This window comes from Sporofaciens sp. SGI.106 (assembly GCF_050314255.1).
Taxonomy (GTDB): domain Bacteria; phylum Bacillota; class Clostridia; order Lachnospirales; family Lachnospiraceae; genus Claveliimonas.
The window spans coordinates 174,029-190,121 of record NZ_JBNPMZ010000003.1 but is presented as its reverse complement, the minus strand read 5'-3'; the positions used below and the strand labels follow the sequence as shown (position 1 = coordinate 190,121).

General features: G+C 43.0%; 16 protein-coding genes and 2 tRNA genes. 13 read left to right on the top strand and 5 right to left on the bottom strand.

The genetic code is table 11. From position 1 onward, the window contains the following. From ACQRCC_RS03960 to glyA, 7 genes are all read left to right on the top strand, one after another. Window positions 1-924: a glycosyltransferase family 2 protein gene (locus ACQRCC_RS03960; protein ID WP_427849497.1), complete on the top strand. Its 924-nt coding sequence runs from the start codon at window positions 1-3 to the stop codon at window positions 922-924. 88 nt (window positions 925-1,012) lie between these two features. Further along, window positions 1,013-2,251 carry an LCP family protein gene (locus tag ACQRCC_RS03955; protein ID WP_427849496.1) on the top strand — a complete coding sequence of 413 codons (1,239 nt, stop codon included), beginning with the start codon at window positions 1,013-1,015 and terminating at the stop codon, window positions 2,249-2,251. A 22-nt stretch (window positions 2,252-2,273) separates the two neighbouring features. Further along, a complete protein-coding gene (locus tag ACQRCC_RS03950; protein ID WP_427849495.1) occupies window positions 2,274-3,815 on the top strand; it encodes a cohesin domain-containing protein in 1,542 nt (513 codons plus the stop codon). A 161-nt stretch (window positions 3,816-3,976) separates the two neighbouring features. Further along, a complete protein-coding gene (gene glmS, locus ACQRCC_RS03945; protein ID WP_427849494.1) occupies window positions 3,977-5,803 on the top strand; it encodes a glutamine--fructose-6-phosphate transaminase (isomerizing) in 1,827 nt (608 codons plus the stop codon). Between the two features lie 9 nt (window positions 5,804-5,812). Then, window positions 5,813-6,913 carry a UDP-galactopyranose mutase gene (glf, locus tag ACQRCC_RS03940; RefSeq protein WP_427849493.1) on the top strand — a complete coding sequence of 367 codons (1,101 nt, stop codon included), beginning with the start codon at window positions 5,813-5,815 and terminating at the stop codon, window positions 6,911-6,913. Window positions 6,914-7,060: 147 nt separating this feature from the next. Continuing rightward, the gene (locus tag ACQRCC_RS03935; RefSeq protein WP_427849492.1) at window positions 7,061-8,341 is read left to right on the top strand and encodes a S1C family serine protease; all 1,281 of its coding nucleotides are present in this window, start codon (window positions 7,061-7,063) and stop codon (window positions 8,339-8,341) included. Between the two features lie 138 nt (window positions 8,342-8,479). After that, window positions 8,480-9,715, top strand: a complete 1,236-nt coding sequence (gene glyA / locus ACQRCC_RS03930) for a serine hydroxymethyltransferase (protein ID WP_427849491.1) — start codon at window positions 8,480-8,482, stop codon at window positions 9,713-9,715. Window positions 9,716-9,749: 34 nt separating this feature from the next. On the opposite strand, the gene ACQRCC_RS03925 is transcribed toward glyA, so the two are convergent. The 5 genes from ACQRCC_RS03925 to ACQRCC_RS03905 form a co-directional block, all read right to left on the bottom strand. Next, window positions 9,750-10,361, bottom strand: coding sequence for a manganese catalase family protein (locus ACQRCC_RS03925; protein ID WP_427849490.1), 612 nt, complete (start codon window positions 10,359-10,361; stop codon window positions 9,750-9,752). A gap of 3 nt (window positions 10,362-10,364) precedes the next feature. Next, the gene (locus tag ACQRCC_RS03920) at window positions 10,365-10,637 is read right to left on the bottom strand and encodes a spore coat protein CotJB (protein ID WP_427849489.1); all 273 of its coding nucleotides are present in this window, start codon (window positions 10,635-10,637) and stop codon (window positions 10,365-10,367) included. Next, complete coding sequence (locus ACQRCC_RS03915) at window positions 10,637-10,756, bottom strand: spore coat associated protein CotJA (protein WP_427849563.1); 120 nt, start codon at window positions 10,754-10,756, stop codon at window positions 10,637-10,639. Before ACQRCC_RS03915 ends, ACQRCC_RS03920 begins: the two co-directional genes overlap by 1 nt. A gap of 254 nt (window positions 10,757-11,010) precedes the next feature. After that, window positions 11,011-11,095, bottom strand: a tRNA-Ser gene (locus tag ACQRCC_RS03910). A gap of 44 nt (window positions 11,096-11,139) precedes the next feature. Then, window positions 11,140-11,210, bottom strand: a tRNA-Gly gene (locus ACQRCC_RS03905). A gap of 124 nt (window positions 11,211-11,334) precedes the next feature. Between ACQRCC_RS03905 and ACQRCC_RS03900 the strand changes: the two genes are divergently transcribed. The 6 genes from ACQRCC_RS03900 (at window position 11,335) to ACQRCC_RS03875 (ending at window position 16,089) form a co-directional block, all read left to right on the top strand. Continuing rightward, window positions 11,335-12,534 carry an FtsW/RodA/SpoVE family cell cycle protein gene (locus ACQRCC_RS03900; protein ID WP_427849488.1) on the top strand — a complete coding sequence of 400 codons (1,200 nt, stop codon included), beginning with the start codon at window positions 11,335-11,337 and terminating at the stop codon, window positions 12,532-12,534. A 131-nt stretch (window positions 12,535-12,665) separates the two neighbouring features. Next, on the top strand, window positions 12,666-13,505 hold the full coding sequence (locus ACQRCC_RS03895) for a DegV family protein (protein WP_427849487.1): 840 nt from the start codon (window positions 12,666-12,668) through the stop codon (window positions 13,503-13,505). Between the two features lie 92 nt (window positions 13,506-13,597). Continuing rightward, window positions 13,598-13,852: a hypothetical protein gene (locus tag ACQRCC_RS03890; protein WP_427849486.1), complete on the top strand. Its 255-nt coding sequence runs from the start codon at window positions 13,598-13,600 to the stop codon at window positions 13,850-13,852. Window positions 13,853-14,121: 269 nt separating this feature from the next. After that, on the top strand, window positions 14,122-14,562 hold the full coding sequence (mraZ, locus tag ACQRCC_RS03885) for a division/cell wall cluster transcriptional repressor MraZ (protein ID WP_427849485.1): 441 nt from the start codon (window positions 14,122-14,124) through the stop codon (window positions 14,560-14,562). A gap of 12 nt (window positions 14,563-14,574) precedes the next feature. Continuing rightward, entirely contained in the window at window positions 14,575-15,510 is a 936-nt protein-coding gene (gene rsmH / locus ACQRCC_RS03880) for a 16S rRNA (cytosine(1402)-N(4))-methyltransferase RsmH (protein ID WP_427849484.1), read from the top strand. Between the two features lie 39 nt (window positions 15,511-15,549). Continuing rightward, window positions 15,550-16,089 carry a hypothetical protein gene (locus ACQRCC_RS03875; RefSeq protein ID WP_427849483.1) on the top strand — a complete coding sequence of 180 codons (540 nt, stop codon included), beginning with the start codon at window positions 15,550-15,552 and terminating at the stop codon, window positions 16,087-16,089. The last annotated feature ends 4 nt before the right edge of the window (window positions 16,090-16,093 follow it).

The following is a 16,093-nucleotide window of genomic DNA, read 5'->3' as shown; positions in this document are numbered from 1 at the left end:
ATGAAAATAATAGATGTTGTAATTCCGGTCTACCGGCCGGGAAAAGAATTTACGGAATTAATAAAACGTTTAAAGAAACAGAGTTATCCAATCCATGAAATTCATGTGATTCATACTATGGGCGGGGAGTTCCCGGAAGAATTCTGCAGGGAACATCATGTGAGAGTAACGCACATTGCAAAGGAAGAATTTGATCATGGCGGAACAAGGCACATGGGGGCTGAATTGTCCGAAGCAGATATTCTGTTATTTATGACACAGGATGCAATGCCAAAGAATACGGAGCTGATAGCGAAAATGGCAGATGCATTTGAGATAGAAAATGTTGGAGCTGCTTATGCAAGGCAGCTTCCTGCAAAGGATTGTGATGTAATAGAACGGTATACGAGAGATTTTAATTATCCGGAGAGGAGTCGTCTGAAAGGAAAAGAGGATATACCTGAATTGGGAATTAAAACCTTTTTCTGTTCAAATGTCTGTGCGGCGTATCGTAAATCAGTATATCAGAAAATGGGTGGGTTTGAAAAAAAGACTATTTTCAATGAGGATATGATTCTGGCAGGACGCATGGTGAAGGCGGGATATCAGATTGCCTATGTGGCGGAAGCACAGGTCGTTCACTCGCATAACTACAGCGGAGTTCAGCAATTTCACCGTAATTTTGATCTTGCAGTATCACAGGCGGATCATCCGGAGGTGTTTTCAGGAATACGTTCGGAAAGCGAGGGTATTCGTCTTGTAATACAGACTGCAAAGTATTTGCTGAGAATCGGAAAACCGCATTTGATTCCTGTGTTGATCTACAAGAGCGGATGCAAATATCTGGGCTATAAGATGGGGCAGAATTATAGCAGATTACCGCTATGGTTAGTGCAAAAATGCACGATGAATGCCACATATTGGGAGAAAAACGAGAAAAGCTAAAATATAATTGCAGTTTTGAGTAAAATATTGTAGTATAATATAGATGTAGATGATAAATTGGATAAAGTACAGGAAGGATATAGAAGTAATGGCGAAGAGAAGAGCACGTTATAGACGCGGACGCAGAGGGAAAAAACATGGTTTTGCATCCTGGTCTATCTGGAAAAAAATGGCAGCAATTCTTGGGGGGACCTTTACTTTGGTGTTGGCGGCCGGAGCTGTTCTGGTGGCAAGTAAGCTGTCTAAGATCGAGACGGTGAAGCTTGATGCAGATAAATTGAATATTTCGGAGGCACCAGCAGAAGAGAGGGGAACAGGATATTTGAATGTTGCCCTGTTTGGTCTTGATTCAAGAGATAATCAGCTGGGTAAGGGGAACAGGACAGATACGATTATCATTGCGAGTCTGAACCGGGAGACTCTGGAGGTGAAGCTTTCATCAGTATACCGTGATACCCTGCTTCAGCTGCCGGATGGATCTCTGAATAAGGCGAACGCAGCATATTCCTTTGGCGGGCCGGAAGATGCGATTGCCATGCTGAACAAGAATCTTGATATGGATATTCAGCACTATGTAGCGGTGAATTTTAATGCAATGGTAGAAGTCATTGATGCTCTCGGTGGTTTGGATCTGGACATCACAGAGGAAGAAATTCCGTATGTGAATGGATATGCGACAGAGATCATTAAGGTAACAGGTAAAGATTCGGCAGGTGTATTAGAGCCGGGACTTCAGCATGTCAGTGGAACAGTGGCTACTGCTTATGCCAGAATCCGTTACACAGCAGGCGGAGATTTTAAGCGCGCAGAAAGACAGAGACTGGTTTTGAGCAAGATTGTTGAGAAGGCTCAAAGTGCAAGTCTGTCACAGATCAATAAGATTATTGACAAGGTTTTTCCGATGATTTCCACTAACTTTACTTTGACAGAAGTCCTCACCTATGCGAAAGATGCTATGGGATATAAACTGACGGAGATGAGTGGTTTCCCGGAGGATAATACGACAGATATGCTGAACAATGTGGGAAGTGTGGTAATTCCCGTAACTCTTGAGACCAACGTAGTAAAACTCCATCAGTTCCTGTTTGGTGCAGATGTTGTTTATACGCCATCATCAGACGTTTATACGATTGGAAATGCTATTGCTGAAAAGGCGGGAGATCGGTCATCAGGAACAGATAACAGTTCGGATTATGATGAAGAAGAGTCATATAATTATGATGATTATAGTGATAATTACGATGATTATGATTCTGGTTACAATTCGGATGATTATTATGATTCCGATTATTCGTATGAAGAAGAATATGATGACAGTGGATATTAAATAAAATAAAGGGGATAGAAAGATGAAGAAACTTAAAAGAGTTATAACGACATTACTGATTACAAGTCTGTTGTGTTCATGCTTTTCGATGGTTGCGTTTGCCGCGTCGGCACAGTTCCGTTTTTCTGATCCATCGACAACGGTAGGAGCAGAAGTGGAGGTTACAGCAACTTTTACGTCAGAGTCCAGTGTTCAGTCCATGGATGCAACTCTGACATTTGATACGAATATGCTTCGTTTTATTGAAGGGGGTAATGCAAGAGTTGAGGGTGGCACCATTACTCTGTCCGGTGCAGGAGATGGAATGTCAACCGAGATTTCTCATACATTAAAATTTCAGGCTTTGGCAGAAGGTACTACTGTAATTGAAGTTGCAAGTTCCACGGGTGTGACTACTTCCGGAACAGAGATTGAGGTTATAAACGGAAGTTCTACAATTACGATCGGCCCTGGTGATCCGTCGCTGATTAAAAGTGATGCAGAGGGGGATGGACCTCAGGTAGAAGTGAATGGTATAAAATACACAATTTCCAGTGATTTTTCAGAAGCATTGATTCCGGAGGGATTTGTGAAATCTGAGACTCAGTATGAAGGTACAGCCTGTTCTGTTGTGACACAGGAGAGCAGCGGAACAATGGCAATGTATTTGAAATCTGATGATGGAGATGAAGATTTCTTTTTGTATGATCCGGATAAAGGAGGTTTCTCCCCGTTTGAAGAAGTGGAGATTGCAAAAGGACGTTATCTTATCTTCCTTGAGGATGATGGGACAGTTTCTGTTCCGAGCGGATACGAGAAAACTTCTATTACCATTGAAGGATCCGGTAAAGAATTTCCGGCATGGCAGAATACTAAGAATGCAGAATATTATCTCGTGTATTGTCTTAACAGTGATGGAACAAAGACCCTTTATCTGCATGATACAGTAGACGGAACATATCAGAGATATCTGAAGAGTACGGCGGTAGATGTGAGCAATGGTGCAGAACCGGAGGGCCTGCTTGGAAAAGCTCTTCAGTTTGTTGGGGATAATCTGAAACTTTGTGTACTGATGGTATGTGCTGCAATACTGCTTCTGCTTCTCATACTGATTGTTGTTGCAATCAAGCTTCGTCATCGTAATCTGGAGCTGGATGATCTGTATGATGAGTATGGTATTGATCTGGATGATGAAGAAGATGTCAAGCCATCAAAGAAAGACAAAAAGGATAAGAAATCAAAAGCTGTTTCAAAAAAGAAAAAGAAAGATGAAGATGATTTCTATGATTTTGATGATGAAGACAGCGAATATGACGATGATTATGAGGATGACGATGACGCGTATGACGATGATGATTATGAATTAGATGATTATGATGATGAGTCAGATGACGATGCGTTTGAGGCATATGATTATGATATGACGGATTATTCAGGCGATGACAGTGATATTGAAGATCTGGACGCTCTTCTGAATGCACGTGTCAGAGAACCGGCAAAACGTCCAAATAAGACTGCACCGAGTCGTGTCGGACACAGTGATCCGGATGATACATTCAAGATGGATATTATTGATTTGGATTAGGCATAGTATGGACAAAGGAGGATACTTGAAACGGTGTCCTCTTTTTTTCTTTACATGTTCTCTTAAATTTGATACAATGTTAATCGAAAATGCAAAAAAAATGGACATTAATGCAAAGTTACCGGGGTTAATCAGGGATGCTTTGCGGATAGGAGTAAAAAATGTGTGGAATAGTTGGATATATTGGTAATCAGCAGGCAGCACCGATTCTGTTAGATGGTCTTGGAAAACTGGAATATCGAGGATATGATTCTGCAGGGGTTGCTGTGTTTGATGGTACAGATATTAATATGGTGAAAGCTCAGGGAAGACTGAAGGTTCTGGACGAGCTGACACATGGCGGTGAGACTCTTCCGGGAACACTGGGAATCGGTCATACCCGCTGGGCTACTCATGGAGCACCGTCTGATACTAATGCGCATCCTCATTTTAATAAAGATAAGAGTATCGTTGTAGTACATAACGGAATTATCGAAAATTATCTGAAGCTTAAGAAAAAGCTTACGGCAAGAGGCTATGAGTTCGTGTCTGAGACAGATACAGAGGTAATTGTACATTTGCTGGATCGCTATTATACAGGAAACCCTTTACAGGCAATTACCAAGGTTATGCATCGTATGGAAGGATCTTATGCTTTGGGAATTATTTTTAAGGATCATCCAAACGAGCTCTATGCAGTGCGTAAGGACAGTCCGCTTATCGTGGGACATACAAAGGGTGGTAATATTATTGCTTCCGATGTGCCTGCAGTTCTTAAGTACACCAGAGATGTGTTTTTTATAGAGAATGAAGAAATTGTCCGTATGACAGAGGACAGTATGGAATTCTTTAATGTGGATGAGGAGCCGATTGAAAAAGAGGCAACCCATATTGAATGGGACGTAAACGCAGCAGAAAAAGGCGGTTATGAGCATTTTATGCTGAAGGAAATGTATGAGCAGCCAAAGGCAATCCTGGATACATTCTCGCCGAGGATCAAAGATGGAAATATTGTGATTGATGAGCTGGGAATGTCGGATGAGGACATTCAGGCAATACGGAAGATTATGATCGTTGCCTGTGGTTCCGCTTATCATGTGGGTATGTCCAGTAAATACATTTTTGAAGGTCTTGCGAGAATACCGGTTGAAGTGGATACTGCTTCTGAATTCCGCTACAGGAATCCGATTCTGGAGGAGGGTACACTTTTGATTGTTATCAGTCAGTCCGGAGAGACGGCAGACTCTCTGGCAGCCCTTCGGGAAGCACACAATCAGGGAACGAAGGTTCTTGGAATTGTGAATGTAGTGGGAAGTTCCATTGCCCGTGAGGCGGATAATGTCATGTATACGTGGGCAGGACCTGAGATTGCGGTTGCGACTACAAAAGCGTATTCCGCTCAGTTAATAGCCATGTATCTGCTTGCTATGAAGTTTGCCCATGTGAGAGGAAAACTGGACGATCAGGGTATGGCGCAGATGATTGAGGAAATGAAAGAACTGCCGACACAGGTAGAGATGCTTCTGAATAATAAGAACCGGATTCAGAAATTTGCAAACCGTTATCTGGCTGCAAGGGATATATTCTTCATTGGACGTGGTATTGATTATGCCATTTCACTGGAAGGCTCCCTGAAGCTGAAGGAAGTGTCCTATATCCATTCAGAGGCGTATGCAGCCGGTGAATTGAAACATGGAACAATTTCTCTGATTGAGGAAGGAACCCTGGTATCTGCGGTTCTTACCCAGGAAGAACTGTATAAGAAGATGATCAGCAATATGGTGGAAGTAAGAACCAGAGGAGCGTTTGTTATGGCAGTGACCAATGTGGATAATACGGAGGTAGAGCGTGCGGCGGATTATGTTGTTTATATTCCAAAGACGAACAAATACTTTACCAATTCCCTGGCAATCATTCCGCTTCAGTTATTTGGATACTATGTAGCTGTAGGACGTGGCTGTGATGTGGATAAACCGAGAAATCTGGCCAAGTCTGTAACGGTAGAATAGGAGAGTGTAATGAAGTACGATTATCTGATAGTGGGAGCCGGTCTTTTCGGATCTGTTTTTGCTCATGAGGCAAAGAAGAAAGGAAAGAAATGTCTGGTTCTTGAAAGACGGAATCATATAGGCGGCAATATTTACACAGAAGAGATAGAGGGAATTCAGGTGCATCGGTACGGTGCACATATTTTCCATACGTCCGATAAGAAGGTATGGGATTACATCAACCAGTTTGCAGAGTTTAATAACTATGTGAATGCTCCGGTTGCGGTCTATAAGGATGAACTTTACAATCTTCCATTTAACATGAATACTTTCAGTAAGATGTGGAATATCCGGACTCCGAAGGAAGCGAAGGAGATTATCAGGGCGCAGATTGAGGAACTCGGGATTACGGAACCGGCGAATCTGGAGGAACAGGCTCTTTCTCTGGTGGGCAAAGATGTTTATGAGAAGCTGATAAAGGGATATACAGAAAAGCAGTGGGGAAGGGACTGTAAAGAATTGCCGGCTTTCATCATTCGCAGGCTGCCTCTTCGATTTACTTATGATAATAATTATTTTAATGATCGTTACCAGGGTATCCCCATCGGAGGCTACACGGCAGTGATTGAGGAGCTTCTGGAAGGAACGGAAGTCCGCACTGGCATAGATTATCTGAAAGAAAAGTGTTCCTATGAGAAAATAGCGGATAAGATTATCTTCACCGGTATGATTGATGAGTATTATGATTATTGTCTGGGAGCTCTTCAGTATCGGAGTGTACGATTTGAGACGGAAGTGCTGGATGAGGAAAACTATCAGGGAAATGCAGTGGTGAATTATACAGAAAGAGAGGTTCCATATACCCGTATTATAGAGCACAAGCATTTTGAATTTGGAAAACAGGATAAAACGGTGATTTCCAGAGAATATTCTTCCGAGTGGAAAGTGGGAGATGAACCATATTATCCCGTTAATGATAAGAAAAACAGTGAATTGTATGAGAAGTATCGTGAATTGGCTGAAAAAGAAGGTAATATTATTTTTGGAGGTCGGCTGGGTGCATACCAGTATTATGATATGGACAAAGTCATTGCCAGTGCACTGGAGCTTGCAAGTCAGGAACTGATATAGGTAAGAAAAAATGTTGGGATATTTCGGTATTTCAACATTTTTTAATGCTTTTATCACAATTTCAACACAATTATACGGTAGACTACCATCATAAAGAAAAGAGATAAGCCAACAGGATTTATCATATTCAGGAAAGGAGTTTTTATTATGGATAACCAGTATAATTATTACAATCCAAATTCAGAAGACAATAATAATATATTTGATGAGGCACCGAGACAGGGGCAGTCACCAAGACCAAAGACGGAGAAAAAGAAATTCCCGAAGGTGATTGGAGTAATCGGTCTGGCCATTGTTTTTGGTCTGGTTGCAAGCCTTACTTTCCAGGCGGGAAATCTTCTGGCAGGTAAGCTTCTCGGAACGAATGATTCAGCCAAGACAGCGAAGCAGACTGCAACTGTGAATAATACTCAGCTTTCCAAGACATCAAGCACGGTTACGTCAGATGTGTCCGGTATTGTTGACAGTGCGATGCCATCTGTTGTATCCATTACTAATATGAGTGTACAGCAGGTACAGAGCTTCTTTGGTGGTGTACAGCAGCAGGAAAGCCAGAGCTGTGGTTCCGGTATCATTATCGGACAGAATGACACAGAGCTTCTGATTGTAACGAATAATCATGTAGTTGAAGGTTCACAGACTCTGACCGTATCCTTTATTGATGAAGAGAGTGTGGAGGCAAATATCAAAGGAACCGATTCCACCAAGGATCTGGCAGTAGTTGCAGTACCGCTGGAATCTATAAAAGATGAGACGATGGATAAGATTGCAGTAGCTCAGATGGGCGACTCTGACAGCCTGAAGGTAGGAGAACCGGTGATCGCAATCGGAAATGCTCTTGGTTATGGACAGTCCGTTACAACAGGAATCGTGTCTGCAAAGGACAGAGATATTCAGATGGAAGGATTTGACAGCAAACTTATCCAGACGGATGCAGCTATTAACCCGGGTAACAGCGGTGGAGCACTTCTGAATGTCAATGGTGAAGTAATTGGAATTAATACGGTAAAAGTGAATGCCAATGCAGTTGAAGGCATGGGCTATGCAATTCCGATTTCTGATGCCAGCGAAGTTATTACAACTCTTATGAATCGTGAGACCCGTACAAAGGTATCTGATGCTGAGAAAGGTTATCTTGGTATTCAGGGAGTAGATGTATCCTCCGACAGCGCTCAGATGTACAATATGCCGACAGGTGTATATATTTCTGAAGTAGTAAAAGGCGGCGGAGCAGAGAAAGCCGGACTTACAAAAGGAATGATCATTACCGGTCTGGATGGAATCAGCATTGACGGTATGACGACGCTGAAGGAACAGCTTCAGTATTATAAGGCTGGTGAAGATGTAGAAGTGAAGGTTCAGGTTCCGTCATCAAATGGTGAATATGAAGAAAAAACAGTGAACGTTACTTTGGGAGAAGCATCATAATCAGTGTTAAAGTAAACAGGCTGGAAAAAAGATGTCTTAAAAAGGCATCTTTTTTTCTTGGGAGAAATGTGTTAGAATGATACGCAATAGCACAAATGAACATATAGAAGACAGTGATACAGACAGGAGGATGATATTATGTACGCATTTGATGAAATTATGAATGTTGATTCAGAAATAGCACAGGCGATTACAGATGAGATGGAACGTCAGAATTCCCACATTGAATTGATTGCTTCTGAAAACTGGGTGAGCAAAGCGGTAATGGCAGCAATGGGAAGTCCCCTTACTAATAAATATGCAGAAGGATATCCGGGGCGGAGATATTATGGCGGATGTCAGTGTGTAGATGTGGTAGAGAACCTGGCAAGAGACAGGGCAAAAGAGTTATTCGGATGTGAGTATGCCAATGTACAGCCTCATTCAGGAGCTCAGGCAAACATGGCAGTATTTTTTGCGATGCTGAATCCGGGCGATAAGATTCTGGGAATGAACCTGGATCACGGTGGTCATCTGACCCATGGTTCTCCGGTAAACATGTCCGGAAAATATTTTGAAACTTCTTTTTACGGTGTAAATGACGAAGGAGTTATTGATTATGAAAAGGTAAGGGAGATTGCTCTTGCAGAGAAACCGAAATTAATCGTGGCTGGTGCAAGTGCATATGCGCGGATTATTGATTTTGCAAAATTCCGTGAGATTGCGGATGAGGTCGGTGCATATCTTATGGTAGATATGGCTCATATTGCCGGTCTGGTGGCAGCAGGTCTTCATCCTAGTCCGATTCCTTATGCAGATGTGGTAACTACTACAACACACAAGACACTGCGTGGACCAAGAGGGGGTATGATTCTCTGTAATCAGGAAGCAGCAGAGAAGTTTAATTTTAATAAAGCAGTATTTCCGGGAATTCAGGGGGGACCGTTGGAACATGTAATCGCAGGAAAGGCAGTATGTTTCAAAGAAGCGCTTCAACCGGAGTTTAAGGAATATCAGAAGCAGATTCTGGCAAATGCCCAGGCACTGGCTAATGGTCTTATGAAACGTGGTGTAAATATCGTATCCGGCGGAACCGATAATCATCTTATGCTGGTGGATCTGAGTCAGGAGGATGTGACCGGCAAGGAACTGGAAAAGAGACTGGATATGGCACATATCACCTGTAATAAAAACACGATTCCGAATGATCCACGTTCTCCGTTTGTGACAAGCGGTGTGCGTCTGGGAACACCTGCTGTGACAACAAGAGGAATGAAGGAAGAGGATATGGAGGTCATTGCAGAAGCAATTGTTCTGGTTCTGAAGGACGAGGCAAATATTGAAAAATCAAAAGGGCTTGTAGAGGAACTGACCAGAAAGTATCCGTTGATTTAACAGAAAGCAGGAACGCCGAATGGCGTTCCTGAACTTATTTATTGCATGGTTTCGGGTCGAATTCCGGATTAAATGCATAGAAATTTCTGCTGTCCAGATGATCCTGAACGACACGAAGACATTCACCGAAACGCTGATAGTGGACGATTTCACGTTCTCTCAAAAAGCGGATGGGATCGCAGACATCAGGATCTTTGACCAGACGAAGAATATTGTCATAGGTGGTTCTGGCTTTCTGTTCTGCAGCCATATCTTCATGGATATCGGTGATGGGGTCTCCCTTGGACTGTAAATAGGTCGCGGTCCATGGAGTCCCGGAAGCTGCCTGGGGCCACAGTGCGAGGGTGTGGTCCACGTAGTATTTGTCGAAGCCGGATTTTGCAATTTCTTCAGGAGTCAGGTTTCTTGTGAGTTGATGGACGATGGCACAGATCATTTCCATGTGAGCCAGTTCTTCAGTACCAATATCTGTCAGCATGCCGGTAACCTCTTTATATGGCATGGTATATCTTTGGGACAGATAGCGCATGGATGCCGCCAATTCTCCGTCGGGGCCACCGAATTGACTAATTATTACCTGAGCAATTTTCGGATTCGGATTGGTAATCTTAACCGGATACTGAAGTCTCTTTTCATAATTCCACATATACTAGCATCCTCCTTCCTGCCATGGCCACGGCTCATTGATCCAGTTCCAACGGTCAGTTGCTGATGCATTTACGGTATCGATGGTGAGAGGACCATAATATTTTGCATATTCTTTCAGAGCACAGTTTCGTTCTTTTTGATATTTTTCGAAAAATTCCAAAGCATCCTGGTCACAGGGGTGGGAATCCAGAAAAAGTTTTACATCGTCAACGGCAAAGCTTACTATATTGATCCAGTGAAGCAAATCTTTGCGACAGGGTTTTTGTTCAGCCATCAGCAGCAACCTCCTGTTCCCCGGAATGGTTTATTTAGCTCCTCAAATATGGTGCCGCAGTGGAATCCTTTTTCAACATCGTATATTGCCCGCCAGTTCTGCCACGGCACGAATGCCATGGCGAGGGGCATACCGGATAATGGATCGCGGTCGCTGTGGTCTTCGCAGCAGGGAGTACGGCGTGGGGCTGTGGTGTCGGTGCGCGGTGGGCAGCAGCCGCCTGTACGGGAATAGTCCTGCATCGGATAGCGATAATTTGGCATAAGCAAGATGCTCCTTCCATAGTTTTTTGCATTACCATTTTATGACACAAGTGTCAAAAGGTGAAAATGAAGCATAAAAAATACAGGACTCATCGTCCTGTAATAAATAACGCAGCAGGAGGGATTTGAACCCCCGGAGCCTTTCGGCTCTTCTGCTTTCGAGGCAGATGCCATCAGCCGCTCGACCACTGCTGCATAATATAAACATTATCTGTTGTGTATAAAAAGATATAGAAAAAAGCGGGTGATGGGAATCGAACCCACGTATCCAGCTTGGAAGGCTGGTGTTCTACCATTGAACTACACCCGCGAACAAAATGTATAATAACACCTTTTAGAAAAAAATGCAAGAGGGAAAATGAAAAAAATAAAAAATATTGTTTTTTCCTTCACGTCTCGTTATAATAAGGTGGATTGGAGGGCGTAAGTGGAGTATGGATAATATTAGACAGATGCCTCAGCATCGGCGCAGGAAACAGATGACCGGGGTAAAAAAGAAAACAAAGGTACAGTATTTTGATTATAGTCTTCTGGCAGTCATGATTTTTCTGGTCTGTTTTGGACTGGTTATGCTTTACAGCACCAGTGCTTACAGCGCAATGATTAAGCATGATGGGGACAGTATGTACTATTTTAAGAGGCAGGTCATATTCTGTGCAATGGGATTTTTAGAAATATATGTAATTTCCCGAATTGATTATCATATCTATTCGGTGTTTGCTAAACGCATATATGGGCTGTCAATTTTTTTAATGGCTTTGGTTCAGACACCTCTTGGAATTGAGGTAAATGGAGCCAAGAGATGGATCCGGCTTCCTTTCGGGCAGCAGTTTCAGCCGTCGGAGGTGGCCAAAATTGCGGTTATTCTCTTTATACCGGTGATTATCTGTCAGATGGGAAAAGAAATAAACAGTCTGTATGGTGTGATTAAGGTGATGGTGTGGGGTGGAATTTCTGCTGCATGCGTATACTTTTTGACAGACAACCTCAGTACGGCAATTATCGTTTTTGGAATTTCCTTTGCTTTGGTATTTGTGGTGCATCCTAAGACGGCTCCGTTTGTTGCGGTGGTAGCGGCAGGACTTGTTGCGCTTATAATTATGGCTGTGGTTCTGGGAAATATTATTCAGACGACAAATCTTGGTGAAAATTTCCGCCTTCGAAGGATTGTAGTATGGCTGGCACCGGAGCAGTACGCTTCTGACTGGGGGTATCAGACTCTGCAGGGACTTTATGCCATTGGCTCGGGAGGTTTCTTTGGAAAGGGTTTGGGAAACAGTGCACAGAAAATGATTATCCCGGAAGTTCAGAACGATATGATTCTATCTATTATATGTGAGGAACTGGGTGTTTTTGGTGCGATTATTGTATTGGTACTCTTTGGTCTTCTTCTTTACAGGCTGATGTTCATTGCCCAGAACGCGCCTGATATTTATGGATCTCTGGTGGCAATCGGAATATTTGCCCATATTGCACTTCAGGTAGTGCTGAATGTGGCAGTTGTGATCAAGCTGATTCCGACAACGGGAATTACCCTTCCTTTTATCAGTTACGGAGGCACGTCCATTTTGTTCCTGATGGCAGAAATGGGGATTGCACTGGGAATTTCGCGAACCATCAGGTTTGAGGAGTAAAAAGAATGAATTAGTTGAGAAGAACCTCTTTTCATTATCAAAAAAATATGCTATCCTTATAGAAAGTGGTTTTAAATACTACATAAGATGGAAGCGAATGACACACGTAGGGGTGTGCGGGAGGAAATGAAATGAGTTACAGGATTATTGTAGATAGCTGTGGAGAATTAACGGAAGAGATGAAAGCGTCTGGACATTATCAGACAGCCTGCCTTAGTATAGATGTAGACGATTATCATATTGTAGACGATGAGACATTTGATCAGAAAGAATTTTTGCGTATTGTGGCGGAAAGCCCGAATTGTCCGAAATCATCCTGTCCGTCTCCGGAGTCTTATATGGAGGGATACCATTGTGATGAGGAGCATGTTTATGCGGTAACACTGTCGGCAGAGCTGAGTGGTTCTTACAATAGTGCTGTGCTTGGTAAAGAGCTGTATCATGAAGAATATGGAGAGAAGGATATTTACGTGTTTAATTCCCGGTCTGCGTCTGTAGGAGAGACTGTAATTGCACTGCGGATTGCAGAGTGCGAGGAAAAGGGAATGTCTTTTCAGGAGACAGTAGCTGCTGTGGAAGATTATATTGAGAAGATGGATACTTTTTTTGTCCTTGAAACACTGGAAACACTTCGAAAAAATGGGCGCCTTACCGGACTCAAAGCTGTGGTGGCAACAGCACTTAATATTAAACCGGTCATGGGGGCAACACCTGAAGGAACGATCTGCCAGCTTGGACAGGCCAGAGGAATTAAGAAGGCACTTGTGAAGATGGTGGAAGAAATAGTTTCTAAAGTAAAGAATCCGGAAGAGAAAATACTTGCAATCAGTCACTGCAACTGTCGGGATAGAGCGGAACGTGTAAAAGAGATGATACTGGAGCATATTTCACCGAAGCAGGTGATCATACTGGATACTGCCGGAATCAGCAGTATGTATGCGGCTGATGGCGGAGTAATTGTGGTTGTATAAAAAGCAGAACTGTGGTAAAATATGACTGTTCGGGAAGTTGGAAGAAGAGTAGAGTCCCGGACAGTCATTTTTGTGAGAAGGAGCATTGGAAGATGAGTCAGGAAAAGGTAGATAAATATAAAAAAGAAAAGGCAAATCGTAAGGAACATATGCGCCGTGAGAAGATCAAACATATGATGCGGCGGTGTGTGGTAGGAGTTCTTGGCCTTGCACTTGTCGGCTGGATCGGATATTCTGCTTACAATGTATATGATGCGAATAAGCCGAAACAGGAAGCACAGGTGGATTATTCTGCAATCACAGATTATCAGCAGCAGCTGAATACGCTTGGTGAGGCGGCAGAATAAGGCGGGGTGTGCTTGAATTTGTCTGTTAAATAGTATGAAAAGAGAAAAGGATGTAAAAAATGGAATTGAATCCGTTTTTTACATCCTTTTTTTGAGTCTTTATGGAAAATGGAAAAAGGGGGTTGAAATCGGGGAAAAAGTGGTTTACAATGTATTCAAGTGGTAGAAAGTGGTGAAAAGTGGTATAAAGTGGATTGAATGTGGAAGAACGCTTTATACATTTCAGGAAGGGGGCCGACGGGCACCCGAATGAAAGAGGGTGAGTTCTGATGTTGAAAGGAGAATACAGTCATAATATTGACCCGAAGGGGCGATTGATCATTCCTGCAAAGTTTCGTGACGATTTAGGGGAGCATTTCGTCATAACGAAAGGAATGGAAAACTGTCTGTATGTATATCCTGAGACTGAATGGACTGCTTTTGAAGAAAAACTTAACGCCCTGCCCACGACCACAGATAAAAAAGCCAGAGCTTTTGCTTACTTCTTTCAGGGAAGTGCAACTGACGGTGACCTTGATAAACAAGGAAGAACATTGATCCCTTCTGTACTTAGAACATATGCACATCTGGATAAAGAGGTTGTGTTTATCGGTATGGGGAAGCGTGCCGAGATTTGGGACAAGGCAAGATGGGAAGAAAAGAATGCTGAAGTGGAACTCAACATTGAAGAGATTGCATCTGATATGGAAGAGAGCGGATTCAGTATCTAAGAGGGAGAAGATATGGAATTCAAACACAAATCAGTATTACTTGAAGAAACAGTAAATGGATTAAACATCAGGCCGGACGGAATATATGTGGACGGAACGCTTGGTGGCGGCGGACATGCCTATGAGGTGTGCCGGCGTTTAGGTGAAAAGGGGAGTATTATAGGAATAGACCAGGATGAAGCAGCAATCGAGGCTGCAGGCATCCGCTTAAAAGACTTCGGGGAGAAAGTTACAATAGTCCGGAGCAACTATTGTGATATGAAGTCGCGGCTCCATGAATTAGGCATTGACAAGGTCGATGGGATCGTGCTTGACCTGGGCGTATCCTCCTATCAGTTGGATACGGCAGAGCGGGGATTCTCCTATCGCGAGGATGCACCTCTGGATATGCGGATGGATAGACGTCAGGAGATGACGGCCAGAGACATCGTCAATGGCTACAGTGAGATGGACCTCTATCGCGTGATTCGTGACTATGGCGAGGATAAGTTCGCTAAGAACATTGCCCGTCACATTGTCGCGGAACGCGAGCGGAGGTCTATTGATACTACAGGACAATTAACAGAGATTATAAAGCATGCCATACCGATGAAATTTCAGAAAAAATCGGGACATCCGGCTAAGAGAACCTTTCAGGCACTCCGTATTGAGCTGAACAGAGAGCTGGATGTATTAAGAGATTCACTGGATGACATGATAGAGATATTAAATCCGGGTGGGAGATTATGTATTATTACCTTCCATTCGCTGGAGGACAGGATTGTAAAAAGTGCATTCAGGAAAAATGAGAATCCATGTACCTGTCCGAGTCATTTTCCGGTATGTGTATGCGGAAATGTCTCAAAGGGAAGTGTTATAACCAGAAAACCAATTTTACCAAGCGAGGAGGAGCTGGAAGAAAATAGTCGTTCTAAGAGTGCTAAGCTTCGAATCTTTGAGAGAAAATAGGCAGTGTTTTAAATTATTTTTCAGAAAGGGGAGAGCGATATGGCAACAGGGAATCGAACTGTAAGAAGACAGACCTATAGACAGAATCCTTCAAATGTACGCCAGATGTACGTGTATGGAAATACCGTGACAAAGCCGGCATATGAGCCCAAGCGGCATGCGCCGGAAACGCAGCGTCCCCAACGTGCCAGTAGACAGGTACGTAAAAATCGCAGACAGGCTATGCATATCAGTAAGGCATATGTGGTCTTTATGGCAGCGGCAGCTATCTTAATGCTGGTGGTATGTGTGAATTATGTACAGCTTCGTTCTGAGATTACCAGTCGTTCTAAAAATATTTCTGCAATGCAGACAGAGCTTGCGCAGATGCGGGAAGAAAACAATACCAGGTATAATGTAATCATGGACTCTGTGAATCTGGATGAAATTCGTACGAAAGCAATGAATGAGCTTGGCATGGTATATGCGAATAAAGATCAGATTGTAGAATATGATAATCCTGCCGGAGACTATGTAAAACAGTATGAAAACATCCCGGAGGATGGTGTGCTGGCAAGCTCAAAGAAAGTACAGGAGTAAGGTG

What these genes read in the sequence shown, in the direction of transcription:
- ACQRCC_RS03915 (WP_427849563.1), bottom strand. Translation starts at nt 10,756, where the DNA reads ATGGCATTCGTGCCGTGGCAGAACTGGCGGGCAATATACGATGTTGAA.
- ACQRCC_RS03890 (WP_427849486.1), top strand. Translation starts at nt 13,598, where the DNA reads ATGAGTCAGGAAAAGGTAGATAAATATAAAAAAGAAAAGGCAAATCGT.
- glyA (WP_427849491.1), top strand. Translation starts at nt 8,480, where the DNA reads ATGTACGCATTTGATGAAATTATGAATGTTGATTCAGAAATAGCACAG.
- glmS (WP_427849494.1), top strand. Translation starts at nt 3,977, where the DNA reads ATGTGTGGAATAGTTGGATATATTGGTAATCAGCAGGCAGCACCGATT.
- ACQRCC_RS03900 (WP_427849488.1), top strand. Translation starts at nt 11,335, where the DNA reads ATGGATAATATTAGACAGATGCCTCAGCATCGGCGCAGGAAACAGATG.
- glf (WP_427849493.1), top strand. Translation starts at nt 5,813, where the DNA reads ATGAAGTACGATTATCTGATAGTGGGAGCCGGTCTTTTCGGATCTGTT.
- ACQRCC_RS03925 (WP_427849490.1), bottom strand. Translation starts at nt 10,361, where the DNA reads ATGTGGAATTATGAAAAGAGACTTCAGTATCCGGTTAAGATTACCAAT.
- mraZ (WP_427849485.1), top strand. Translation starts at nt 14,122, where the DNA reads ATGTTGAAAGGAGAATACAGTCATAATATTGACCCGAAGGGGCGATTG.
- ACQRCC_RS03875 (WP_427849483.1), top strand. Translation starts at nt 15,550, where the DNA reads ATGGCAACAGGGAATCGAACTGTAAGAAGACAGACCTATAGACAGAAT.
- ACQRCC_RS03895 (WP_427849487.1), top strand. Translation starts at nt 12,666, where the DNA reads ATGAGTTACAGGATTATTGTAGATAGCTGTGGAGAATTAACGGAAGAG.
- ACQRCC_RS03960 (WP_427849497.1), top strand. Translation starts at nt 1, where the DNA reads ATGAAAATAATAGATGTTGTAATTCCGGTCTACCGGCCGGGAAAAGAA.
- ACQRCC_RS03920 (WP_427849489.1), bottom strand. Translation starts at nt 10,637, where the DNA reads ATGGCTGAACAAAAACCCTGTCGCAAAGATTTGCTTCACTGGATCAAT.
- ACQRCC_RS03935 (WP_427849492.1), top strand. Translation starts at nt 7,061, where the DNA reads ATGGATAACCAGTATAATTATTACAATCCAAATTCAGAAGACAATAAT.
- rsmH (WP_427849484.1), top strand. Translation starts at nt 14,575, where the DNA reads ATGGAATTCAAACACAAATCAGTATTACTTGAAGAAACAGTAAATGGA.
- ACQRCC_RS03955 (WP_427849496.1), top strand. Translation starts at nt 1,013, where the DNA reads ATGGCGAAGAGAAGAGCACGTTATAGACGCGGACGCAGAGGGAAAAAA.
- ACQRCC_RS03950 (WP_427849495.1), top strand. Translation starts at nt 2,274, where the DNA reads ATGAAGAAACTTAAAAGAGTTATAACGACATTACTGATTACAAGTCTG.